Origin of the sequence: Paenibacillus sp. J23TS9 (genome assembly GCF_018403225.1) — a bacterium.
In the GTDB taxonomy this organism is placed as follows: Bacteria; Bacillota; Bacilli; order Paenibacillales; family Paenibacillaceae; genus Paenibacillus_AQ.
This window is the reverse complement of record NZ_BOSG01000004.1, coordinates 149,491-171,468: the sequence shown is the minus strand read 5'-3', so window position 1 is coordinate 171,468 and position 21,978 is coordinate 149,491. Positions and strand designations below refer to the sequence as shown.

Sequence of the window (21,978 nt, the reverse complement as noted above, 5' to 3'; positions counted from 1 at the left end):
TCGATGAAAATACAGATGACCCGCAAGAGGGTCACTTTTTCAAAGTTTCCATCTTACGGGTCAGGAGTTGACGGTTTCTCATTGGTGAAGCTGGAATATTGCTTACTTCTTCATATTCTGCTGTTCTTCACGAGTAGGACCGATTAAACCTGGTACGGGAAGTCCTGCTTGACGGAGAAGAACCGTCATTTGACCGCGATGGTGAGTTTGATGATCGATCAGCATACGAAGAATAGCTCCGCGCGGCGTAGGACCGGAGAATGTCTCTACACTTTCTGCCATCATCTCATCTGTTAGCGTTTGCGCTGCAGCAGCCTTTACACGCTCTACAACTGTCTTATATGTAGCAAGAATCTCGCTCGCAGAAGTTGGAACGGACTTAGGATCGCCTACAGGTTCAACCGTAAGTCCTGCCATACCTGTGAAGAACACCGGGCATGTTGCCAGATGCCATCCTAGCCAACCGAGAGAACTGTGTCCCTCTACAATGGATTGATTTAACTTGTCATCCGTTAATGCTTCAAGCACCCTAATCGTTCCAGTTGCGGCATGTGACCAATCATTGACAAAGTCTTGTGCTGTTCTATACATAAACTACACTCCTTCAACGTTTATTGTTAGTTCATTAGCTAATTAACCCCACCCAACTATCATAGATAGAAATGGCAAAGAATTCAAACGGTATGAGGTGCTATATTTTTCTTTTTATTTTAGTAGGCTTAATTATATTAACGGGTTCGGTTTTTGAATACAAAAACATTGAGAAGATTGGAGAAATTGGATCATTGAAAGAAATAGTGGTTTACTTGAGGCAGTAGAAGATGGGATTTGTCAGTACTGGATAGAACTATAAGAACATGTGGGTATCTCGAAGAAGTGGCGCCATCTGATACTAAACCCCCAAAATTGATTGAAGGGATGAATCAATCATGAAAGAGTACTTTGGTAAAGATAACTCGATGAATTTGGCATATTCTCAAGCAATCAAAGTTGACAATACTATATTTGTTGCGGGCCAAGGACCGAATAATTTAGATGACCCTATTGATGAACAAGTAAGACAAACGATCAGAAATATGAAGAAAGTGCTTAATGAAGCAGGAGCCGATCTAAAAGACATAATAAAAACAACTGTAATTTTAAACTACAAATATATAACCCCTGGACAATTCGAAGTAATATATAAGGAGTTTTTTCAAACGCCATACCCAGTTAGAACGATTTTTAGTAGTGAGATAGGGTTTAATGTACAAATTGATGCAATTGCAGTAACACCATAATCGGAGCAAACATTAAGTGAAATCCATGCAAGAATATTAATAAGGAGAAACAATGAAAACATTAAATGATTTACAAACTAAACCTTCCAGTCGATATGATGAATTTGATCCCGCTCAAGATGGGAATAAAAACACTAAATTTTCAGATCTAATTATTGATGGGAAATCTCTTTATCAGATGCTCAAGAAATATGACATGGTCCCATCTTTAGGGTGGGGGAGCGAAGACCATCAAAGACAAGTTATTGACTATTTTTTACTGAAGAAACAACACGAGTATTTATATTATAGATATCCAATATTAGTATGCCCTTGGTGCGGGGATGAAGAATGTGGTTTTATATCAGTGAAAATTGATAAAGAAGAAGATGTTGTTATATGGAAGGACTTCAATTTGGAACACGAAAATAAACCAATACATATAGGTCCTTATTATTTCAATTGGGTAGACTACGAAAGAGTCATTAATGATACATTTGGAACAGAAGGAATCTAATAATATTAAATTGAGTAATTCATAGATGAAAGAGGCATCACTTAACACTGTATTTACGCAGAGAATTTTTAATGAAGCGAGATAGGTAAATAAACCTGTACCACCTAACCGCATAGCGATCGCGCCTTGGACTAAGGTGTGGGGCTTTGTAAATACAACAACATTGACTGAATTTGCCCAAAACCAAAGAAAAGGAGTCATATTATGGGGGAATATTATTGGGACGAAAAAATCGAATATCTAATGAACACAAGGAATCTTTATTATAACGATGATTACATTTCTTTTTTAGTTAGTAATGTTTGGAAGATAACTGAACCGGTCAATATAATTGATTTTGGGTGTGGCTATGGTTTTTTAGGCTTGAAGTTAATGCCGTTGTTGCCGAAAGGATCAAGTTACACTGGGGTCGATTTAGGTGACCGATTATTAAGCAAGGCAAAAGAAATATTCGATAATCTTTCATACGAAGCAAATTTTATTCAATGTGATGTGAATGAATTTGTAACTGAAAAAACATTTGATGTTGCTGTTTGTCACGCGCTTCTACTCCATATGTCCGATCCTGTACATACGCTCAATCGGATGATCGATTGTATATCTGATAACGGAAGAATCATCTGCTTTGAACCTCATTGGATAGCCAATATGTCAACATACAATGTAGACAAAGTAGACCAAACTAATATTGTCAAACTTGGGATACTGCAAAATTTATATGAAATGCAAACAAAGCAGAATGGTAAAGACGGAAATGTTGGCATCAAAATCCCAATATATTTAAGCCAACTGGGGGTGAAGAATATTGAATGCAGAGTGAGCGATAAAGTATTATTTCTTGATCCGAATTCAGATCTGGAGAACCGATCAAAGCTATATGAATCATTAGTCGAAGACGGAATTGGGAGTAATCCAGGTGAACTTGAAATCATTGTTAACCGACTCATGGAACAGGGGCTGGATATAGAAGATGCAAAGAATCAATATAATGCTGAACTTAATTTGCATAATCAGTTTTCTATGTCTTCAGCATTTGTTGGATCTGCCGGTATGAAAATAACGTCTGGAATCATTCAAAGATAGAGTGATTCTATTTCAAGGAAGTGGATGTATTTTTACTGCAAACTTGATTGGCAGAGTGTTATTCGATATTTGTTTACCTAGGGTCCCCTAATCCGCTTGAACATCAGGAATGCCCAAACGTTATCCGATTTCAGTGCTATAACTAAAGCCGTAGAAATGACAATCAGAGAGGGGAAACCAATTTGAATGAACAAAGTCAAAAAAATAAAAAAGCATGGGAACATCGTGCATATGAATTTTGGCATAAAAGAGATGGTTCACCTAAGGAGAAAGCAACTCAAATATTAGAAAATCCAATAGCAAATCTTAAAAAACATAAACATTTATTCGAACAAGTTGAAGGAAAAAAAGTTGCTAATCTTTGCGGGTCGAATGGAAGGAAGGCGGTTCCATTAGCTCTACTAGGAGCAGAGGTGACCGTATTCGATATTTCTGAGGAAAATAAAAAATATGCCTTAGAATTAGCTGCAAGTGCGAACACATTAATTGATTATATCGTTACTGATATTTATAACATTGATCTAGAGATGTACGGAGGATATTTCGACATTCTATATTTAGAAGGAGGCATATTACATTATTTTGGTGATATCAATAAATTTATGTCTATTCTTTATGGACTATTGAAAGATGGAGGGGAATTGATTCTTAGTGACTTCCATCCCTTAAGAAAATGTGTCATTAGTCAAGGAGAAGTGGACTATTTTGATACGGAATTAAGAAGCGGAGATGTGGCATACAAGGAGTTCTTTGACGAACAGGAACAGTTGGATTTTCCTGATGTCTCCATTCGATTATATACTTTAAGCGAGATTATTAATTCTGTCCTATCCGCAGGTTTCAAACTGAAGAAATTTGATGAACATCGTGGATGGAATAATGAAAATATTCCTTGGGAATTTACCATACTGGCGGATAAATAATATTCAAGTTCGTAGTTACAATAACATTATATGAAATCCCCCGCTAAACAAGAAAATCATAATAAAGAAAGCGAGATCAATTATGAACATATCCATTCGACAAATAACTGAACATGATCCGAAAACTATTTCGGATGCTTTTAAAGAACAAGGCTGGGACAAACCTATTACTCTGTATGAGAGATATATTGGTGAACAGAATAACGGGGAAAGAGTTACTTTGATTGCCGAAGCAGACGGACGATTTGCTGGGTATGTAAATGTCATTTGGAAATCATATTATCCAGCATTTAGGGAGGAAAGCATTCCGGAAGTTAATGACTTTAACGTTTTGTTGAAGTATAGAAGATTAGGAATTGGCTCTAAATTGATGGATCGCGCCGAGGAAATAATAAGCGAAAGATCATCAGTTGCTGGAATCGGAGTAGGCGTATTTTCTGATTATGGTAATGCTCAAGTACTGTATGTAAAGCGTGGTTATGTCCCAGATGGTAAAGGGATACACAATGGACAGTATTATGTTGCATATGGGGAGAATGTTGTCATAAATGATGATATTGTTCTCTACTTAACGAAGAATTTAAAGAATTAGACTATCTAGAAAGCGAGTGGTTGTTTCATGGAAATAAAAAAGTTAACAAGTTTTAAACCGGATGAATTGGGTCATTTTGGTTATACCTCAAGCACTAAATATGAAATACATAGAGAAATGAATGATAATAAATTGTCAATTACACTTGAATTGTTACCGCTAGAAGCTGAATATGACAAAACTTATCCAAGGGATCAAAGTGATATTGATAGATATGAACATCTAATACCGTTGGGATATTCTTTGGGTGCATATAAAGGCGAAGAATTGGTTGGAGTAGTTATTTGTGAACCTCAAGAGTGGAATAACACATTATATATATGGGACTTACAAGTCTCTTCCGAATACAGGAGGAGAAACATAGGAAGATCATTACTAAACAATGTAACAGAAAATGCTAAGAAAGTTGGATTCAGAGCAATTAGACTAGAAACGCAAAACTATAATGTACCAGCGATTAGATTTTATAATGAATGTGGTTTTACGATTGATGGCATTGATACATCATTGTACACGAATACCGATATGGAGACTGGTGAAGTCGCTCTCTTCATGGCAAAAAAATTATAGTATGAAGACATTGTTTGCTAATTCTAAGAGGTACCGAGCATCGCATAACAATGAATTCACGCTGCCGCCTTTTCATCAAGATAAAGCGAATCAAGATGGTTTTAGAAAGCTAAGTAGGAGGTGTGAATTGAAAAGAAAACATGCAGACCGATTAGACTGGAATCGAATATTAAATAGAGACTTTGTATGTAGTATTTTTGATGAAGATGAGTTTAAGGGTCATATAACCCTGATAAGCATTCATCAAGTAAAGCAACCACTAATCAGAACTATTCATAATCAAGAAATTTGTTTAGTCGATGACGGTTATTACTGGATGCAGCACTTTCCATCAAAATCAAATTACTGTGTTACAACGATGATAAATGAGAAAAAAGAAATAATTCAATGGTATTTTGACATCGCAAAGAGTGTTGGAACTAATGAGCAAGGAATACCCTATTGGGATGATCTATATTTAGATGTAGTCGTTTTCCCTAATGGTGAATTCTATATTAAAGATGAAGATGAGCTGGAAGATGCTTTCAATAATAATTACATTAATGCAGACGATTATAAATTGGCAAAGAATATTATGAATGACCTTATCAAAGAGATTGAAACAATGGAAAACGCTGTCATTAAGAACAGCATGAATCATTTTAAATATATTTTAAAGAGATCTCAGGAAGGGCATTAACATCTTTTGGAGGAATACCATGATAGAAACTAAAAGATGCAGATTAATTAGAATACAAGAGCATGTCTATGAAGACTGTTAAGCAACATTTACGTGATGGCACTTATAGCCAGCTTGGAATTACCGCAAAGTTAATCGGTCTGGCCTTGAATGGTTGAATGCGGAAAAATTTTGGTAGTATGCACTGAAAGGTGAGGTGAAATATTATAGGTTCGCTTGGTTATTGCGAATAGAATTGCAGAGAGTCTCTCGATAGAAGATAAAGGGCTATTTTTACTTGGAAGCATTGCTCCAGATGCTGTCTCACCAAAAGACTTATCACATTTTTTTAAAGGCGAGATACAAGATTATTCGAGATACATTGATTATAAAGGATTTTTACATAAATATAGTAAGCAAATAGAAAGCCAATATATATTGGGGTATTTTACACATTTAATCGCTGATGATATATGGCTGAAAGGTTTCAATCTTCCTTGGTTGAGAAACAGAATGGAAGCTGATAAAGAATTATATAATTTATCCCATAATGATTTCCGATTACTGAATGGAAAATTATTAGAGTACTATGGTTATACAGATGAATTAAGAGAAATGATCAGCTATCATCCAACAATCTTTGATCTGGAAGAGGTTAAGTCCAAAGATGTTGAAGAATTCATTCCTTTTGCATTAGAAGATTTGGATTACGATAAGGAAGTTATCAATGAAAAACTTAATGTTTTTACTTTTACTCAGATCATTGGTTATATAGAGACCTCAGTTGATGTGGGGTTATTGAATCTAAAACCTATATTTACTTAATATGGGTTTACTTCCATAGATCTGCCGAAGGTCACGAATACGACATCTTGAAGCTTCGAGGTAAAAATAAGGATGTGATTTTTAATGAATAAGTATCTTTTAATATCATTCATATTCATTTTTTTATGTACAGGATGTAAGGTGAAGTCATCAATGAATGTTCAAAAATCGGATGGCTCTGTTGAGTATATAGATCATAAAACTAAAATTAGTTTGCAGTATCCTTCGAATTGGAGCCTGGACACCACCTACCTACCTTCTATTAGATACGCAGGAGAGAATGGTTTTTTTCAAATGGATGCAGGTGGAACTGGATCTATATCTATTGATGAATTCGCTTCATTAAACGCGCATCATAAACTGAATCCATACGGAACTAATCCAGAAATAACAGTTGTAAATATTGATAATCAGGATGCAAGATTGATAAAACCTTCAGATGATCAACCAGAAGAGATGAAAAATCAAACATGCCTAATCGTTAAATACCCAAAACCGATAAAAATTGGTGATACAATGTATAATTTTTTTATAGTATACGCTGACTCGGAAAATATCGAAGCAATTACTGAGACAATTCATTTTATTATGTAATGATTGTTGGACAAATAAAAAAAGTAGTGGGTATGTTGCCTTATTTATTGTCCATTTATTTCAGAAAATTAAAGGAGATAAAGTGATGAGTTATTTTTCGAATTTGCTGCAAATATTCCCGACAACTGACTTTTATAAAACAGCAAAATACTATGAGAAATTGGGATTTAGATCTGTCTATTATCTGGATTCCATGGAACCACATATTTGTCTATATAGGGATCGCATAGAGATCGTTTTAACAAAATCAAATCAAGAATATATAGTCCCTAATCGAGAAATGCATGGATATGGTTATGATGCTTATTTAATTACAGATAACCAAGAGGAAATGGAGAACGATTTTAAAAAATTAGGAGTTAAAATTGTGCGACCTCTATCCACGACAGATTACAACAATAGGGAATTTGTTTTTGAAGACATAGATAGAAGATGGATTGCGGTTGGCATGAAACAGTGAATCATGAAATACGAAGGATTATTAAGACAGCATGTTAGAAAATGGGGTGAATATGAGGACCTTGTGCATTATGGACTCTTAAAGAATGAATATAATTTAGAGAATAACTAAGGTTCGTGAGTTCGGGAATGTTATCGGACGCATTCAACTGAAAAGGAGATGTAAATCATGAAAGCATTTATCTTTGACATGGATGGCGTCATTATAGATAGTGAACCGATCCATTTTGAAATTGACGTTGAAACCATGAAGTATTTTGGAGTGACAATTACTCCGCATGAACTTGAAAGATTTGTAGGAATGACTAATCCGGAAATGTGGAGTGTTTTAAAACAGGATTACAGTCTCCCCCAATCTGTATCTGAGATTATTGAATACCAACTCAAATTAAAAATTGAATTGATTAGATCCATTGATCTGGCACCGATTGAGGGAATTCAAGAGTTAATCTTTGATTTAAAGCAAAACAATATCTCTATCGGACTCGCTTCATCGTCACCAATTTCTTTTATCCATGAGGTTCTGAGAAAGTATAACTTTTTTGAATATTTTGATAGCATTGTTAGTGGTGAAGAAGTGGCGAAAGGCAAACCAGCTCCTGACATTTATCTTGAAGCCTCAAATCAATTGAATATTAAGCCAAGCGAATGTTGGGTACTTGAAGATTCTAAACATGGTATTCAAGCAGCGAAATCTGCAGGAATGAAATGTATCGGCTTTATTAATCCAAATTCAGGAAATCAGGATTTATCAAGAGCGGATACTATCATTAATAGCATCAGAGATATTAAAGTGACAGATCTCTTGTTGGAATAATCGAAGAGGTCAAAAGAGGGAAATTGAATGGCTCACCAACACAGACGTCCACCTAAGATTTGACTATCTATGGTGGACGTTTGTCGTGAACATTTGTATGCTATATAAAATCAGCGCATGGAGATGTAGTGAATCATAAGGGGGAAGAAATTTGTCAGAATACGAGGAAGTCCTGACCGGAGGAAATATTAATGAAGTCGTAAAAGTAGGGGGAACCGTTCGCCGTGAAGCGAAGCCAAATCCTTATGTGTATGAATTGCTTAAACACCTTGAAAAGGTGGGCTATCCCTACTCCCCCAGATATTTGGGATTAGATGAGAAGGGGAGAGAAATCCTTTCTTATCTTGAGGGCGTTGTTCCCGGGAATAATTACCCTGAAAATGAAGGATATATGTGGTCAGATGAGGCGTTAGCTGAACTTGCCAAGCTCTTAAGAAGCTATCACGATGCAACTGTAGGCTTTACGACATCCACGAAGTCTATAAATGATTATCCAATGACGTCTTTACATGAAGTCGTATGCCATAACGATGCTGCATTGTATAATGTTGTGTTTAAAGACAAGCTTCCTGTAGGGATTATTGATTTTGACATGGCAGGGCCAGGGCCCCGTATATGGGATATTGTTTACACTTTGTATACATCTGTTCCGCTTGCAGGGTTTTCACCGGGTGAAGGAGATCGAGTCGTTGTTCAATATCATAAAGAGCATCATGCATCTATACGAAAAAGACGTATAGAGATTTTTTTTAATTCTTACGGAATAGATGTGCCAAAGGATCTTAAGGAGTGGGTTATTTCCCGTATTAACTTCATGTGCACCACGTTATCGGACCGTGCTGCATCCGGAGACCCTGCGTTTATAAAACTAGTGGAAGAAGGCCATTTAGCTCATTACGTTAAAGAGGTCGGATTTCTTGAAAGGCATTTCGATGACTGGAGGTAATAAAAACAGAGGTGTGAAAAAACAAGCTCAATTTTAAGATAAGGGGAGATCGTATATGAAAAAATTGCCGACAATCCAATTAGAAAGATTAATATTAAGACCTTTCAGTATAGATGATGCAGCGGTAGTTCAACAATTAGCAGGTGATAAATATATTGCTGAAATGACATTAAATATCCCGCATCCATATGGGGATGGGATGGCTGAAGAATGGATAAAAACACATGTGGATAATTTTAATGAAGATCGTTCTCTTACATTAGCTATTGTGCATCAAGAAGAAAAGTATTTAATCGGCACGATAAGTATTGGATTTAATAAGATGTTTGATCATGGAGAACTGGCATATTGGATTGGAAGAGAGTATATGAATAACGGTTATTGTACGGAAGCAGCAAAAGGAATCGTAAAATATGCATTTGAAGAAATGAAACTAAACCGTATACATGCCCGTCATCTAGGGAAGAATCCTGCATCGGGAAAGGTTATGGAAAAAACAGGAATGAAATATGAAGGATTACTAAGGCAGCATGTTAAAAAATGGGGCGAATATGAGGATCTTGTGCAATATGGTCTTCTGAAGGATGAATATAGTTCTGAAAATAATTAATTAGTGGATTTGCATAGGAGAGATAAGAATGCTTGAAATCATTAAAGTTCCTTATGAAGATAAGGTCGTTTTAAATCATTTAATCCAATTTTATAGATATGATTCAAGTGAGTTTGATGATCATGTGTTGAACAATCATGGTGTTTATCTTTACAAATATTTAGATCATCAGTGGACGGATCATTACCGACACCCATACTTTTTGAAAGTGGATGGTGAATTAGCAGGTTTAGCTTTAGTTCTATCCAATGTTCCGAAAGAATTTGTGAAAGTGAGTACGGCAGAGGAGACTAATGTAATAAGTGATTTTTTTATAATGCGAAAATTTAGAAATAAAGGCTATGGCAAACAAGCAGCTCATAAGATTTTTAATGAGTTTAAGGGAACTTGGGAAGTACGACAAACAACAAAGAATACCCCGGCGAATACATTCTGGAATAAAGTAATTAATGATTACACGGCCGGAGAATATACTGAGATGATAGTAGACGATGAGAAGTGGCATGGACCTATTCAGGTATTTCAGAACCCATAAAATAAAAGAAAGGGAGTTTTCCATGGAACTTCAAGAAATCAATCGAAAGTTAAAAGAAACAAGAGATGAATTATTAGGAATTCTTAATGGATTGAATGGAGATCAGTTAAACAAACGTAAAGACTCCAGCTGGAGTATCAGCCAGGTATGTCAACACCTAGCTAAGACAGAGGAATTATATGTCGTAGCCATAAGGAAAGGATTAAGGAGCTCAGAAGATTCATTCATAGAAAATAAACCCTTAGAATTTCTACTTGATAGGAGTAAAAAGTTAGAAGCTCCTGACATTGCTAAACCAACAGATGAAATTCTAGAAAAAGAAGAAATTGTCGAACAACTGAACAATTCAAGAGAGAAGTTAAATGGATTATTAAACACATTAGAAGACCCATCAGTGCTGAGTAGAAGACATTTTATCCACCCCGTCTTTAAAGAAATGTTATTAATTGAATGGGTGAGATCACTGTACATACATGAACAAAGACATATTAAACAAATTAATGAAATTATAGATGGATTCAAGTGCTGACAGAGGGGATATTATGAAAACATATATTTATATGGTCAGACATGGCGAATCGCCAAAAATTGAAGGGAACGAAAGAACGCGTGGTTTAACAGAGAAAGGCAAGATTGATGCTCATAAAATTACTGAATTATTGAAGGATGAAGGAGTGGACACATTCATTTCGAGCCCCTATAGCCGTGCTGTTTTGACAATAGAGAAATTAGCTAACTTTTCAGGCAAAGAGATTTTAGTATATGAAGACCTTAAAGAAATAATATTTTCAAATGAAGATAAGATATTGCCGGATAAGGAAGTATATCCAATCGTAGAGTTAATGTTTACCGATCCGGATTTTTCGTTAAACGGAGGAGAATCGAAATCGGATTGTCAAATACGGTCTGTAGCAGCTTTGAAAAATATATTAAAGGAATTTAAAGGTCATAAAATTGTATTAGGAACTCATGGTGCAGTCATGACTATAATGATGGGGTATTTCGATAGTCAATACGGATATGAATTCTTAATGAAAACCTCAAAGCCGGATGTTTACAGGATGGAATTCAATGATGAAGAATTAATTGATATAAAGAGATTATGGACTTGATCGAAAAGGAATTAATAATCTGGCCTTATCGGCATATTTAACGGGAGGTAAAGATGGAAAATAATCGAAACCCTATCGAACCTATGATCGGTTCAATTTTTATACAAGTTCATGACATGAAAAGAGCTGCATATTGGTACGCGAAACTATTAGGAGACTCTGTTGTATTAGAACCTGAGGAAAAGATTTATTCAATGAAATTAGACAATCTAATTTTATTACTGGACTCTCATAGATCCGAAACATTTCAGCCATCAGAACACCCGTTATTTTCCTTCTCAACAGATGATATAGAGAAGTCTTATGAATTTCTAATAAATAATAATGTAGAGATTTTTGGCGATATAGAACGATTTCCGGATATTTCTTTTTTAACAATAAGAGATTCGGAAGGTAATCTAATAATGGTGGTACAAGAAAATTTTAAAGACCAAGTGCGCTAACACTTGGTCTTTATTCAATATCTGCTACCAAGCAAGAAATAATAAGTGTAATTGAGGAATTCGGATTTCCATAGGAATGGAATAGGCTTGGAGATAAGGGGCCTGAAAGATATATTGAGGTTCAAATATGGAATGAAGAAATAATTAAGAGCTATATTTTGAACTCCTAGAATTTCACCTCGAAAAAAATCCTTACCCAATTTGAAAGAATGGAGAGATGTTGATGAAAAGGTTGGTGATTATAACAGTCGGTAAAACCCATAGCGGGAAAACAACATTTGGTAGAGCTTTGGAACAAGAAATGCCCAACTCACTGGTGATTGACCAAGATAATCATGCCGAATTCATCAATACCTACTATAAGACCTTACTGCCTAAACAAGGCCATAACACGATCAAGTTCGCTATTACTCAAACAATTGTGGATTACGCTGTTAACCAGACTATTTTTCATCTCATTCTTTGCAGCTCTAATCGCAGTAGTAAAGGTCGTTCAGATTTACTTGCTTATTTTCGGGATAAAGGATTTATCTGTATTTTAGTCAATTTTGATCTTCCTGATCATATTCTTGAAGAGCGTGTTTGTAAAAGTCAGCGCAGCACAACAATATTTAGGAGTGCATCTTCGTTTGAGGAAGTACTTATTCGGCAACAGGCTGAATCTCGCAACGGTGAGGTGACACCACCCTTAGAAAGGGAAGCTGATCATTTCTTTGTAATTAAAAACACTGATGAAGTTCAGGATGTTATACAAGCAATTGTGGATATTGCTCAAAGTCAATGAGAATGCTTCGAGAGAGAATACTGAAAATAACAAGATCTATATATCCCAAATATGGAATTTGTTATAAAATAGGAGTGGATTCTAATAAGCCCTAAAGCATAGGGTTAAATAAAGGTGAATATATGAAAAAAATTATAGTGATGGTCATTTCTCTGGCCGTATTAATGGGAACAGCATCTTCTGCTTACGCACATTCAGGAAGAACGGATAAAAATGGCGGACATAATTGCTCTGCAAAATCAAAACAAAAAGGGCTTTGCACAGGGTATCATTATCACAATAAGAAAAAATAAGATGAGAAAAAGGAAAAATTAAAAGAACAAACAAAGCATACAATGCAATTATTAAACCCAGCTAAAGATACTTTTAAGGCTGGGTTTATCAATTTGATGGGAAATCAGGCTCAGGTGTTGTACATCCAACAATATAATAGAAAAGGATAATGACAATGGAAAATGAACATCCCAAGCATATGGTTTCAGTTTCTGCTTTCGTGATGAATGAAAAGGATGAGGTTTTATTACTTAGAACTCATTGGCGTTCAGATACATGGGAAATGCCTGGAGGAAATGTCGAAGCAGGGGAGCCTCTGGATCAAGCTGTTTGCAGGGAGTTTTTAGAAGAGACCGGGATTATAATTCGCCCAATAGGTGTAACCGGTGTGTATTTTAACGCAACGAAACAAGTATTATCGGTAGTATTTAAAGCTGAGTATGTTAGTGGTGAGATCAACATTCAACCCGATGAAATTCAAGAAGCCAGATATATTAAATTAAGCGAATCGAATATAGACGAATACATAACACGGCCACAGCAAAAATCTCGTACGCTTGATGCAATGAAAGCAAAGTGTTTCATTCCATATGAGACATGGGAAGTAAATCCATCCTATAACTTAATATCGAGGTTATATAGCGAGAATCTTGAATAGGTTGAGCCGCGAAAAAAGAGCAGTGTTTTCACTGCTCCTGGCAAAAGGATTATCGTTCGCGTTCTAGTAACAAAAATCCGGTGAATTTTGAGGTTTTTTTGCTGAATACGACTTTAAAACCAATGTCATGGTCCAATAAGCAGTTTAAGGCATTGATAACCAATGCACCGGGTACCAAAGTACAGGGTTTGGCATTTCCAATCACCCTTGCCGAAACAATTCGGCGTGCTGAACCGGGAACCAGAGGGTTTCTTGACCAACTGATCAATACCAAATCATGCTGTAGAAGAGCTTTCGTGCGAGCCATTCGGATCACCTCTTTTCATTATAGTTCTTTATATTAAATGAAAAGTAGATGCATATTGTGCTAATCAAAAGGCGGATTGAACTTTCTCTCAACAATGCTTACTATACGAAAAAAAAGGCAGAAGAGACCTTGATGAACAAGGATTCTTCTGCCTTTTCTCTATTTACGGTGTGTATCATCTGTCATGGTTTCCGAGGCAGGAATGCCGGCAATTCCCCAATGTGTCTTTGGAATCTCTGTTACTAACACGCGAATTCTCTCTCGAGGGGAGTTCAACTCTTCGGATACAGCTTCAGTAACTCGCGCAATAAGAGACCTTACTTGTTCCGCAGATCTGCCTTCCATAATTTGAATATTCGCAATTGGCATAGGAAGATTCCTTTCATCATAAACATGACACCGTATCAATATTTTTGTGCGAAAATAACACCTTGTCACCAATATCAAGGTGCAGACCTGTCTTGAATACCTGAAACGCATAAGGGTAAAATCCGTGCATTGTAACCTGGTTTATAAGTATAGGGCGTCCGTATACATGGTGGTAATCGTCCTGGCGATTTCATCCAGCGAGACTTCATGCCGGTTAAAGACAATTTCCCACTGATACATTTCATTGGAATAAAACCACTGGCGTGCAACGATTTCTGCTTTCAGATCCAAGCGAGCAAGACCATGCTGCTGAGAATACGAGATATCATTGGTGATATTCTGAATGAGCTTATGACGGATTTGCTCCCATTTCTTATTAATATCAGAGGAGAGGCCCATCGCTTCAGAAAATACCTTCATCATATCTCGCTCTGACTCGGCAATTCGGAAGAAAGTATGTACTTGATCAAGGATCAGATTACGAGCTTCTTCTTTTGATGTGGGATAAAAAGAGATATCTGCAATATCGAAAAATTTCTGCATTACATCTTCCATCAATACAATGAGTAGATCATCTTTTCCTGTAAAATGCGTATAAGCTGTTCCATATCCCGTATTTGCCAATTTAATAATTTGTTTGATGGTGGTATTCTGGAACCCTTCTTGCAAAAAGATATCTCGTGCAGCTTCTAAGAGCTTTTGTCTCGTCTGTTGTGATCTAAGATGTCTCCCATCGGGACTTTTTGTTGCGTTTTCCATTAAACATCTACCTTTCAAGGGAAAGATGGCAGTCAAATACTGTGATTGTGCGCTAGTCACATGATAACCATATCATAAAATAAATTGCAAATTTTGTTTTGTCATTTATTATTTTTTATAATTTAAATTTACAGTAATTTATATTGACACGGTGTCAGTATTATCATAATATTAGATCAACTCAGAGATTACATTCATTTACATTCACTTTGTAAGCGTTTTATTATGATTATAGCTTATAGACAGAGTAATCACATTATTTTTTTTGAACAATACTGACAAGATGTCATATTTATGAATGTAAAAGAAATTGGGGGGCTATAGATGCGAATCGACGTACATACGCATATTATTCCGGAATCTCTTCCCGACTTCGTTCAGAAATACGGCGGGGAGCGTTGGCCGATATTAAATAGAACCTGCACTTGTGGCGCAACGATTATGGTCGCGGGAAAACCTTTCCGTGAAGTGACAGATCAGGTATGGAGCCCGGAAAAGCGGATCGAGGATATGGACAGGGAAGGCGTTGATATGCAGATTCTGTCTCCCATTCCAGTTACTTTCTCTTACTGGGCATCCATTGCAGAAGCGGAAGAGATGGCTCATATCCAGAACAATTTCATTGCAGAGACTGTTGCGCAGAACAAGACACGGTTTGCTGGACTAGGTACGGTTCCTATGCAGGATACAGAGGCTGCGATTCGGGAAATGGATCGATGTATCCATGAGCTCGGTTTGAACGGCATCGAACTCGGATCCAATATTAACGGTAAAAATTTAGATGATCCCTCGTTTATAGAATTTTTTAGAATGGCCGAGCAATGGAATGTCCCCTTATTTATTCATCCATGGGAAACGATGGGCAAAGATCGTACACCAAGACACAATCTCATGTACACTGTGGGAATGCCAAGCGAAACAGCACTAGCCGCAGCGACCTTTGCATGGAGTGGTTTGATGGAGAAATTCCCGAATTTGAAAGTATGCTTCGCCCATGGCGGGGGTTCCTTTCCTTATCTTCTCCCTAGACTGGATCAGGGATGGAACGTATGGCCGCAGCTTCGTTTGACAACACATCCACCAAGTTACTACGCCAAGAAAATGTACTACGATTCCTTAGTATTCGATCCGCTGAATCTTAAGTTTATGATTGACCGCTTTGGTCATGAGCAGATTCTAATGGGTTCTGATTATCCTTTCCTACTTAGGGAGGTTCCTCCCGGTCATATCATCGAGCAAAGTCTATCATTAACAGCAGAACAACAAGCCTGCTTATGGGGCGGGAATGCAGCTAAATTCTTTCGCATAGGAGGTTATATGCTTGATCCAATTCAGCAAAATAAATAAGCATTATGGTTCCCATCACGTCCTCAAGGATATTGATCTGCACATTAAAGAAGGGGAAGTTGTCGTCATTATCGGTCCATCGGGGTCGGGTAAAAGCACACTTCTACGCTGTATTAATCGACTTGAGAGCATTACTTCTGGAGAACTGATCGTTCATGGCAAGAAAGTGAATGATAAACATACGAATATCAACCTGCTTCGTCAGGAGATTGGGATGGTGTTTCAGCATTTTAATTTGTATCCACATAAAACCGTCTTAGAAAATATCACGCTCGCGCCCATTAAAGTAAGAGGAATGTCCAAGAAAGAGGCAGAAGAACGGGCGATGTATTACCTGGAGAAGGTAGGAATTAAGGAAAAAGCCAGTGTGTTTCCTTCTAACTTGTCTGGTGGACAGCAGCAGCGGGTGGCGATCGCAAGAGGTCTTGCAATGAAACCGAAGATTATGCTGTTTGATGAGCCGACATCTGCTCTGGATCCTGAAATGGTAGGGGAAGTTTTAGATGTGATGAAAGCGCTAACAAAGGAAGGCATGACGATGGTTGTCGTCACCCATGAAATGGGCTTTGCCCGTGAAGTAGCCGATCGGGTGATATTCATGGATCAAGGCCAAATCGTAGAAGAAGGTACACCGGAACATTTTTTCACCAATCCGAGTGAAGACAGAGCTAGACTGTTTCTTAGTCGAATTTTGGTTCATTAATAAATTGAAATGAGTTTATAAGGGGGAAGCAAGTATGAAGAAGTGGCAAAAAAACTGGGGCATTGCACTGGTATCCGTGTTATTGGCCATAAGTGTAGCAGGTTGTGGAAAGAGTGATGATGCATCTCCAGCCCTCGCAAATAAGTCAGAGAAATCCATTAAGGATATGGATAAAATCGTAGTAGGTATTGGCTCCGATGCCTTTCCGTTTGGTTATGTCGATACAGCCGACAAGAAGACCAAAGGATTTGACCTTGATATTGCGGCAGCAATTGTAAAGGATATTTTGGGAGCCGATGACAAAATCGAATATAAAGATGTGAATGGGAAAACAAGAATTCCAATGCTCAAAAATGGAGATATCGATCTGATTGTCAAAACGATGACGATTACAGATGAGCGCAAACAGGAGGTCGATTTCTCTGATCCCTATTTTAGCGCAGGACAGTCACTTCTTGTACCAACGGGTTCTTCCATTAAAAGCATTGATGATCTGAAGGGCAAGAAGGTTATTGCTGTTAAAGGGACAAGAGATGGTAAAACCATTCAGGAAAAATCACCAGAGGCTATTGTATCGGAATATGAGAATCTGGGTGAAGCCTTTACAGCCCTTAGCACGGGTAAAGGTGATGTACTGACAACGGATAATGCCATCTTGATGGGCCTATCACTCGAGAACCCGGGATATGAACTTGTGGGCGGCGTTATTGACGACCAGCCATGGGGGATCGCTGTACGAAAAGGGGACAAAGAAATGCTGGATGCTGTTAATGCATCGCTCAAGAAGCTAAAGGAAACCGGAGAATATGACAAGATCTACGAAAAATGGTTAAAACAAAAACCTGAATAAATTCAAGGCGTGAGGATGATAGGTGATCTGTTGTCCTCACGTACCTCCTTAGTCATTCAGAAGCGAAAGAGGGCTGGAATGAATGTTAGATTTCTCAATTTTGATCGAACATAAAAAGGAATTTTTAGCCGGTTTTCTAACGACGCTTGAAGTCAGTTTGCTCGCCCTGGTACTGAGCTTGATCCTGGGGACTGTGCTTGCCGTGATGAAAATTTCGCCCCTTAAACCTCTTAAGGGCCTGGCAACGGTATATATTGAGTTTATTCAAAATACACCGCTGCTTATCCAAATTTTCTTCTTCTATTTCGGTTTGCCAGCAGTCGGGATTCAGTTGAATCCATTTATAAGCGGGACACTAGGGTTAGCGGTTTACTCAAGTGCTTACATCGCTGAAGCGATACGGGCAGGCATTCAGGCAGTCTCTCATGGACAAGTGGAGGCAGGACGTGCATCGGGTCTTACGTACATACAAACGATGCTGCATATTATTCTTCCACAAGCGATTAAAGTGGTTATACCACCGCTAGGGAATCAATTTCTTAATCTCGTGATGGGTTCTGCCATTCTCGGTTCCATCTCTGGAAAAGACTTGATGTATTACGGTGATATCATATCTTCGGATACATTCGTAGTATTCGATGTATACATCTTTGTGGCTCTGTTTTATTTAATATTGACCGTTCCGCTCAGTCTCTTCATTAACTATCTAGAACGAAAATTATCCGCGAGTGATTAGAAAGGAGAAGCTGTCATGGACTTCATAGGAGCTTACTCGGCTAACAATCTCATATACCTGCTCAAAGGCTTTCTGGTTACGATCGAAGTATCCGTTTATTCTATCATTCTGGCATTTATTGTAGGGACTTTGATGGGGATCATCAGATATGCCAAGATCCCGATACTCTCGCAGGTTATCGCTTTATATGTTGGACTAATTCGTAATGTTCCTCTTTTACTCGTGTTTTTCTTTATATTTTTCGCTCTTCCGGAAGTCGGTCTTAAGATGAGCGTGTTCACAGCATCCGTGACTGGATTAACCATATATGCATCTGCGATGTTATGCGAAATCGTACGCAGTGGATTGAACTCTATCCCCAAAGGACAGATTGAAGCAGCCAGATCTTCAGGATTATCTTACATCAGTACAGTGAGATATATTGTCCTACCCCAGGCGTTAAAACGAATGATTCCACCCATTGTGAGTGAGTGCACATCCATATTGAAAGGTTCATCACTTGCGATCGTTATCACACTGCCGGAAATGATGCGCAGCGCACAGATTATATACAATTATGATGTGAAGTTTGTTATACCGATTCTGATTATGGTGGCCATACTTTATTTCAGTGTGAATTTCACATTGTCATTCTTTGCACGCAGGCTGGAAAAACGATTAACCCTCAGCTAATTCATTCCGTTTCTGCAAACATGTGCATACTCGCAGGTAAAGGTGTTTAAGAAAAATATGCGTTAAAACACCGGTGGGAGTATGCACGTGTGCCTTTTTATGGCTATATTTCGACACCGTGTCATATTTAATTGTTAGGGGAGTAGGGCTGTTTAATCTGCAGGATGTATTTATTGAAGAGGGGGGTATATTGATTTACACAGAAGGTAGCTCATTTTTTGGTAAGCATTTCCGTGAAAAATGAATAGACTCAGGAGGAATATATTCATGAGAAAAACGTTAATGCAGCGCTTCTTAAATCATGTAGCTACCGTTTCGGTAGCGATAGCAGTCGGTACGATGTTGGTACCAACAATTCCGGTTATGGCTGCAGCGGAAACAACGGACTCAGGCACTTTTGTTGCACCGCGTACAGGAGCTAACCTAAATGCGCCAGAAGCGGCCCAGCCTTATGAGAAAGAGAATACTAAAAAGCTGCTGCCCGGGGAGCCTGCTGAACCTGCTGCAGATACCTGGGGATATGATGTGAAAACAGGTATATTCACTCATCCCAAGCAAATGCCAGACAACGAAGGGCCGCAGCCTTTTAATGGAAGCTTACCTTATCTAGACCAAAATCAATATATCAAGAACATGAAGGTTGAAGCATTCTACCCGTATGTTGCAGGATATGGACACAGCTGGCAGACCTCCTTTGATTTGGACGGACGCCGATATCTCTATGACTATGAGACCAACCAATACAATCTGTTTGATATTACAGATCCTAAGAATGCCAAGCTTATTAAGACCAAGTGGTTCGATAGTAAGGTTGAACATCAATTTGGACCTTTTAACGTGAAATATAACAAAACATTAGATAAGAATATTGCCGTTCAGTGCTATGAAGTTCCCCGGTACGGTAAAATCACCAACAAATATGAGAATGCGGATGAAGTGAAGGCCATTCGTGATTTCCAAATGCTGCGTGGATTCCGTATTTATGAGGTGAATGGACCGAACTGGTCTGACTGGAAGGTACTCTCGGAGACACCGTTGGATGGTAGCGTGTATACCAAAGGGACGGTACAGCAGGGCTCAGGCTGTCAGGACATTCCGGTATACTCGGGGGACAAATACCTGTTTGTTGCGGGGGCTCCAGATGATACCTACAGCAACACGGAGTACAAGACATACCTCTATTCAGGTGCACAGTTAGCTTATGACATTTCCGATCCGAGCAATCCGAAGAAACTTTCCACCTGGTCTGTACCAGGGCAGCGTAAAGGCGAAGAAGCAGATTATAACAAAAATCCGCGTGCGGGTAACAAAACGAGCTGGATGGGATCAAGAATGCCATTGTTTATTCCTAAAACGGTTGAGCAAGGCGGGAAGTATGGTTATGCAGCCATGGGAGGCTTAGGATTCTACATCGTGGATATTACCGATCCGGCGAATATGAAAACTGTAGCTCATTTGGATATGCCAATGGCCTTCACTGGTACAGAAGGCGATAATATTGACGTTTCCAAAATCGATACGACAGGCATGGTGTACTTCAGCGGATACCCACTCAGTGATGATTGCCATGAACCATACAAAGAGATCTATGCCATTGATGTACGTGATCCATTAAACCCGAAAATTGCTAACGTGATGCCGCGTCCAACTCCACCAAAAGATGCGCCGTTTACGGACTATTGTCAGCGCCGGGGTAGCTTCGGACCTAAACGCTCAGGTTATGCCGCCATTCAGCCGGGCATACCTAGCCAACAATATATGCCGTATTCATTTTATAATGCTGGCGTACAAATTTTTGATCTGAAAGATTCCAGCAATCCGACGATTGCCGGTTATTTTGTACCGAAAATGTCTGGTGAAGTAACAGGTGAAGACGGAAGCAAGTACATGAGCGATCAATCTGATCCCGTGCATGGTACTTTCGTGGAGTGGGATCGTAATCTCGTCTGGGTATTCTCCGGTCATGGCATGTATGTGCTGTCGACGTCATTACTTGGAGATCCAGTCACTACAATGCCTAAAGCAGGTCTCCAATTGGATAGCAAGGCCAAAGTTACCTTAGATTCACAGCCGTTTATCAAAGATGGAGCGACTCTTGTGCCGATTCGCAGCATTTTTGAGAACCTGGGGTATACCTTTAGATGGGATGCTTCCATGCAAATGGTCACAGCTAAAAAGGATGGTTCAACCATTCAGCTTCATGTAGGGAATAAAGAGGCTTTTGTGAATGGGGATAAGAAGGAAATGAAAGTCGTGCCCGTGAACATGGACGGACATATTTACATTCCTTTGCAATTTATTGAAAGTGCAACCGGATATAAATCGACGTGGAATCAAGAGCAAAAGACAATCATGATTAGTACCATTTAGACATCCTATTGCACAGCATAGGGATGACTCCTGAATACATCAGGAGTCATCTTTTTCAACATGGAAAATAATAAAAAAACAGTCGGGACAAGGGATCTGAAGATTCGTAAATGAATATGACATTGAGTCAATATTAATATTGACACCATGTCGACATTATCTTATAGTGTGGTTAACATCCAGTATTTTCAAAATTAAATCCAAACT

At 38.2% G+C, this 21,978-nt stretch carries 30 protein-coding genes; 26 read left to right on the top strand and 4 right to left on the bottom strand.

The window, feature by feature from the left end:
* Nucleotides 1-102: 102 nt before the first annotated feature.
* Complete coding sequence (locus KJS65_RS22355) at nt 103-591, bottom strand: DinB family protein (protein WP_213652061.1); 489 nt, start codon at nt 589-591, stop codon at nt 103-105.
* A 338-nt stretch (nt 592-929) separates the two neighbouring features.
* Here KJS65_RS22355 and KJS65_RS22350 point away from each other — a divergent pair, with 338 nt between their 5' ends.
* The 20 genes from KJS65_RS22350 to KJS65_RS22255 all read left to right on the top strand — a co-directional run bounded on the left by KJS65_RS22350 (nt 930) and on the right by KJS65_RS22255 (nt 13,658).
* Entirely contained in the window at nt 930-1,280 is a 351-nt protein-coding gene (locus KJS65_RS22350) for a RidA family protein (protein ID WP_213652060.1), read from the top strand.
* Nucleotides 1,281-1,332: 52 nt separating this feature from the next.
* A complete protein-coding gene (locus KJS65_RS22345; protein ID WP_213652059.1) occupies nt 1,333-1,776 on the top strand; it encodes an oxidoreductase in 444 nt (147 codons plus the stop codon).
* Nucleotides 1,777-1,980: 204 nt separating this feature from the next.
* Nucleotides 1,981-2,859 carry a class I SAM-dependent methyltransferase gene (locus KJS65_RS22340; RefSeq protein ID WP_213652058.1) on the top strand — a complete coding sequence of 293 codons (879 nt, stop codon included), beginning with the start codon at nt 1,981-1,983 and terminating at the stop codon, nt 2,857-2,859.
* Between the two features lie 182 nt (nt 2,860-3,041).
* Nucleotides 3,042-3,782 (top strand): class I SAM-dependent methyltransferase, encoded by a 741-nt coding sequence (locus tag KJS65_RS22335; protein WP_213652057.1) that lies wholly within the window; start codon nt 3,042-3,044, stop codon nt 3,780-3,782.
* An 82-nt stretch (nt 3,783-3,864) separates the two neighbouring features.
* Nucleotides 3,865-4,374: a GNAT family N-acetyltransferase gene (locus tag KJS65_RS22330; RefSeq protein ID WP_213652056.1), complete on the top strand. Its 510-nt coding sequence runs from the start codon at nt 3,865-3,867 to the stop codon at nt 4,372-4,374.
* A 27-nt stretch (nt 4,375-4,401) separates the two neighbouring features.
* Entirely contained in the window at nt 4,402-4,944 is a 543-nt protein-coding gene (locus KJS65_RS22325; RefSeq protein ID WP_213652055.1) for a GNAT family N-acetyltransferase, read from the top strand.
* A gap of 127 nt (nt 4,945-5,071) precedes the next feature.
* Nucleotides 5,072-5,623, top strand: coding sequence for a ribonuclease FAU-1 family protein (locus tag KJS65_RS22320; protein ID WP_213652054.1), 552 nt, complete (start codon nt 5,072-5,074; stop codon nt 5,621-5,623).
* Nucleotides 5,624-5,839: 216 nt separating this feature from the next.
* On the top strand, nt 5,840-6,427 hold the full coding sequence (locus KJS65_RS22315) for a hydrolase (protein WP_213652053.1): 588 nt from the start codon (nt 5,840-5,842) through the stop codon (nt 6,425-6,427).
* A gap of 153 nt (nt 6,428-6,580) precedes the next feature.
* Nucleotides 6,581-7,021: a hypothetical protein gene (locus KJS65_RS22310; RefSeq protein WP_213652052.1), complete on the top strand. Its 441-nt coding sequence runs from the start codon at nt 6,581-6,583 to the stop codon at nt 7,019-7,021.
* Nucleotides 7,022-7,106: 85 nt separating this feature from the next.
* Entirely contained in the window at nt 7,107-7,481 is a 375-nt protein-coding gene (locus tag KJS65_RS22305) for a VOC family protein (RefSeq protein WP_374706208.1), read from the top strand.
* Nucleotides 7,482-7,649: 168 nt separating this feature from the next.
* Nucleotides 7,650-8,297: an HAD family hydrolase gene (locus KJS65_RS22300; RefSeq protein WP_213652050.1), complete on the top strand. Its 648-nt coding sequence runs from the start codon at nt 7,650-7,652 to the stop codon at nt 8,295-8,297.
* A 151-nt stretch (nt 8,298-8,448) separates the two neighbouring features.
* Complete coding sequence (locus KJS65_RS22295; RefSeq protein ID WP_213652049.1) at nt 8,449-9,243, top strand: aminoglycoside phosphotransferase family protein; 795 nt, start codon at nt 8,449-8,451, stop codon at nt 9,241-9,243.
* Nucleotides 9,244-9,298: 55 nt separating this feature from the next.
* The gene (locus KJS65_RS22290) at nt 9,299-9,853 is read left to right on the top strand and encodes a GNAT family N-acetyltransferase (RefSeq protein ID WP_213652048.1); all 555 of its coding nucleotides are present in this window, start codon (nt 9,299-9,301) and stop codon (nt 9,851-9,853) included.
* A 28-nt stretch (nt 9,854-9,881) separates the two neighbouring features.
* Nucleotides 9,882-10,388, top strand: coding sequence for a GNAT family N-acetyltransferase (locus KJS65_RS22285; RefSeq protein WP_213652047.1), 507 nt, complete (start codon nt 9,882-9,884; stop codon nt 10,386-10,388).
* 22 nt (nt 10,389-10,410) lie between these two features.
* Nucleotides 10,411-10,917: a DinB family protein gene (locus tag KJS65_RS22280; protein ID WP_213652046.1), complete on the top strand. Its 507-nt coding sequence runs from the start codon at nt 10,411-10,413 to the stop codon at nt 10,915-10,917.
* 13 nt (nt 10,918-10,930) lie between these two features.
* Nucleotides 10,931-11,500 (top strand): histidine phosphatase family protein, encoded by a 570-nt coding sequence (locus KJS65_RS22275; RefSeq protein WP_213652045.1) that lies wholly within the window; start codon nt 10,931-10,933, stop codon nt 11,498-11,500.
* Nucleotides 11,501-11,553: 53 nt separating this feature from the next.
* Nucleotides 11,554-11,943, top strand: coding sequence for a VOC family protein (locus tag KJS65_RS22270; protein WP_213652044.1), 390 nt, complete (start codon nt 11,554-11,556; stop codon nt 11,941-11,943).
* A 223-nt stretch (nt 11,944-12,166) separates the two neighbouring features.
* Entirely contained in the window at nt 12,167-12,727 is a 561-nt protein-coding gene (locus KJS65_RS22265; protein ID WP_213652043.1) for an AAA family ATPase, read from the top strand.
* A 122-nt stretch (nt 12,728-12,849) separates the two neighbouring features.
* Nucleotides 12,850-13,020 (top strand): YHYH domain-containing protein, encoded by a 171-nt coding sequence (locus tag KJS65_RS22260; RefSeq protein WP_213652042.1) that lies wholly within the window; start codon nt 12,850-12,852, stop codon nt 13,018-13,020.
* A 155-nt stretch (nt 13,021-13,175) separates the two neighbouring features.
* The gene (locus tag KJS65_RS22255) at nt 13,176-13,658 is read left to right on the top strand and encodes an NUDIX hydrolase (protein WP_213652041.1); all 483 of its coding nucleotides are present in this window, start codon (nt 13,176-13,178) and stop codon (nt 13,656-13,658) included.
* A gap of 49 nt (nt 13,659-13,707) precedes the next feature.
* Here KJS65_RS22255 and KJS65_RS22250 read toward each other — a convergent pair whose 3' ends face one another.
* From KJS65_RS22250 to KJS65_RS22240, 3 genes are all read right to left on the bottom strand, one after another.
* A complete protein-coding gene (locus KJS65_RS22250) occupies nt 13,708-13,965 on the bottom strand; it encodes a hypothetical protein (RefSeq protein WP_213652040.1) in 258 nt (85 codons plus the stop codon).
* A 159-nt stretch (nt 13,966-14,124) separates the two neighbouring features.
* The gene (locus KJS65_RS22245) at nt 14,125-14,334 is read right to left on the bottom strand and encodes a 4-oxalocrotonate tautomerase (RefSeq protein ID WP_213652039.1); all 210 of its coding nucleotides are present in this window, start codon (nt 14,332-14,334) and stop codon (nt 14,125-14,127) included.
* 141 nt (nt 14,335-14,475) lie between these two features.
* Nucleotides 14,476-15,093, bottom strand: a complete 618-nt coding sequence (locus KJS65_RS22240; protein WP_213652038.1) for a TetR/AcrR family transcriptional regulator — start codon at nt 15,091-15,093, stop codon at nt 14,476-14,478.
* A 324-nt stretch (nt 15,094-15,417) separates the two neighbouring features.
* On the opposite strand from KJS65_RS22240, the gene KJS65_RS22235 reads away from it, so the two are divergent.
* The 6 genes from KJS65_RS22235 (at nt 15,418) to KJS65_RS22210 (ending at nt 21,771) form a co-directional block, all read left to right on the top strand.
* On the top strand, nt 15,418-16,440 hold the full coding sequence (locus KJS65_RS22235) for an amidohydrolase family protein (protein WP_213652037.1): 1,023 nt from the start codon (nt 15,418-15,420) through the stop codon (nt 16,438-16,440).
* On the top strand, nt 16,415-17,143 hold the full coding sequence (locus KJS65_RS22230) for an amino acid ABC transporter ATP-binding protein (RefSeq protein WP_213652036.1): 729 nt from the start codon (nt 16,415-16,417) through the stop codon (nt 17,141-17,143). Before KJS65_RS22235 ends, KJS65_RS22230 begins: the two co-directional genes overlap by 26 nt.
* A 34-nt stretch (nt 17,144-17,177) precedes the next feature.
* Entirely contained in the window at nt 17,178-17,993 is an 816-nt protein-coding gene (locus KJS65_RS22225; RefSeq protein WP_213652035.1) for a transporter substrate-binding domain-containing protein, read from the top strand.
* Nucleotides 17,994-18,075: 82 nt separating this feature from the next.
* Nucleotides 18,076-18,729, top strand: a complete 654-nt coding sequence (locus KJS65_RS22220) for an amino acid ABC transporter permease (protein ID WP_213652034.1) — start codon at nt 18,076-18,078, stop codon at nt 18,727-18,729.
* A 15-nt stretch (nt 18,730-18,744) separates the two neighbouring features.
* Complete coding sequence (locus KJS65_RS22215) at nt 18,745-19,401, top strand: amino acid ABC transporter permease (protein WP_213652033.1); 657 nt, start codon at nt 18,745-18,747, stop codon at nt 19,399-19,401.
* 267 nt (nt 19,402-19,668) lie between these two features.
* The gene (locus KJS65_RS22210; protein ID WP_213652032.1) at nt 19,669-21,771 is read left to right on the top strand and encodes a copper amine oxidase N-terminal domain-containing protein; all 2,103 of its coding nucleotides are present in this window, start codon (nt 19,669-19,671) and stop codon (nt 21,769-21,771) included.
* The last annotated feature ends 207 nt before the right edge of the window (nt 21,772-21,978 follow it).

Bases quoted from the DNA above. Each gene is read 5' to 3' on its own strand.
- KJS65_RS22330 (WP_213652056.1), top strand. From the start codon at position 3,865: ATGAACATATCCATTCGACAAATAACTGAACATGATCCGAAAACTATT.
- KJS65_RS22245 (WP_213652039.1), bottom strand. From the start codon at position 14,334: ATGCCAATTGCGAATATTCAAATTATGGAAGGCAGATCTGCGGAACAA.
- KJS65_RS22355 (WP_213652061.1), bottom strand. From the start codon at position 591: ATGTATAGAACAGCACAAGACTTTGTCAATGATTGGTCACATGCCGCA.
- KJS65_RS22215 (WP_213652033.1), top strand. From the start codon at position 18,745: ATGGACTTCATAGGAGCTTACTCGGCTAACAATCTCATATACCTGCTC.
- KJS65_RS22350 (WP_213652060.1), top strand. From the start codon at position 930: ATGAAAGAGTACTTTGGTAAAGATAACTCGATGAATTTGGCATATTCT.
- KJS65_RS22210 (WP_213652032.1), top strand. From the start codon at position 19,669: ATGAGAAAAACGTTAATGCAGCGCTTCTTAAATCATGTAGCTACCGTT.
- KJS65_RS22305 (WP_374706208.1), top strand. From the start codon at position 7,107: ATGAGTTATTTTTCGAATTTGCTGCAAATATTCCCGACAACTGACTTT.
- KJS65_RS22255 (WP_213652041.1), top strand. From the start codon at position 13,176: ATGGAAAATGAACATCCCAAGCATATGGTTTCAGTTTCTGCTTTCGTG.
- KJS65_RS22240 (WP_213652038.1), bottom strand. From the start codon at position 15,093: ATGGAAAACGCAACAAAAAGTCCCGATGGGAGACATCTTAGATCACAA.
- KJS65_RS22260 (WP_213652042.1), top strand. From the start codon at position 12,850: ATGAAAAAAATTATAGTGATGGTCATTTCTCTGGCCGTATTAATGGGA.
- KJS65_RS22275 (WP_213652045.1), top strand. From the start codon at position 10,931: ATGAAAACATATATTTATATGGTCAGACATGGCGAATCGCCAAAAATT.
- KJS65_RS22325 (WP_213652055.1), top strand. From the start codon at position 4,402: ATGGAAATAAAAAAGTTAACAAGTTTTAAACCGGATGAATTGGGTCAT.
- KJS65_RS22340 (WP_213652058.1), top strand. From the start codon at position 1,981: ATGGGGGAATATTATTGGGACGAAAAAATCGAATATCTAATGAACACA.
- KJS65_RS22250 (WP_213652040.1), bottom strand. From the start codon at position 13,965: ATGGCTCGCACGAAAGCTCTTCTACAGCATGATTTGGTATTGATCAGT.
- KJS65_RS22345 (WP_213652059.1), top strand. From the start codon at position 1,333: ATGAAAACATTAAATGATTTACAAACTAAACCTTCCAGTCGATATGAT.
- KJS65_RS22280 (WP_213652046.1), top strand. From the start codon at position 10,411: ATGGAACTTCAAGAAATCAATCGAAAGTTAAAAGAAACAAGAGATGAA.
- KJS65_RS22300 (WP_213652050.1), top strand. From the start codon at position 7,650: ATGAAAGCATTTATCTTTGACATGGATGGCGTCATTATAGATAGTGAA.
- KJS65_RS22285 (WP_213652047.1), top strand. From the start codon at position 9,882: ATGCTTGAAATCATTAAAGTTCCTTATGAAGATAAGGTCGTTTTAAAT.
- KJS65_RS22235 (WP_213652037.1), top strand. From the start codon at position 15,418: ATGCGAATCGACGTACATACGCATATTATTCCGGAATCTCTTCCCGAC.
- KJS65_RS22310 (WP_213652052.1), top strand. From the start codon at position 6,581: ATGAATGTTCAAAAATCGGATGGCTCTGTTGAGTATATAGATCATAAA.
- KJS65_RS22290 (WP_213652048.1), top strand. From the start codon at position 9,299: ATGAAAAAATTGCCGACAATCCAATTAGAAAGATTAATATTAAGACCT.
- KJS65_RS22270 (WP_213652044.1), top strand. From the start codon at position 11,554: ATGGAAAATAATCGAAACCCTATCGAACCTATGATCGGTTCAATTTTT.
- KJS65_RS22225 (WP_213652035.1), top strand. From the start codon at position 17,178: ATGAAGAAGTGGCAAAAAAACTGGGGCATTGCACTGGTATCCGTGTTA.
- KJS65_RS22220 (WP_213652034.1), top strand. From the start codon at position 18,076: ATGTTAGATTTCTCAATTTTGATCGAACATAAAAAGGAATTTTTAGCC.
- KJS65_RS22265 (WP_213652043.1), top strand. From the start codon at position 12,167: ATGAAAAGGTTGGTGATTATAACAGTCGGTAAAACCCATAGCGGGAAA.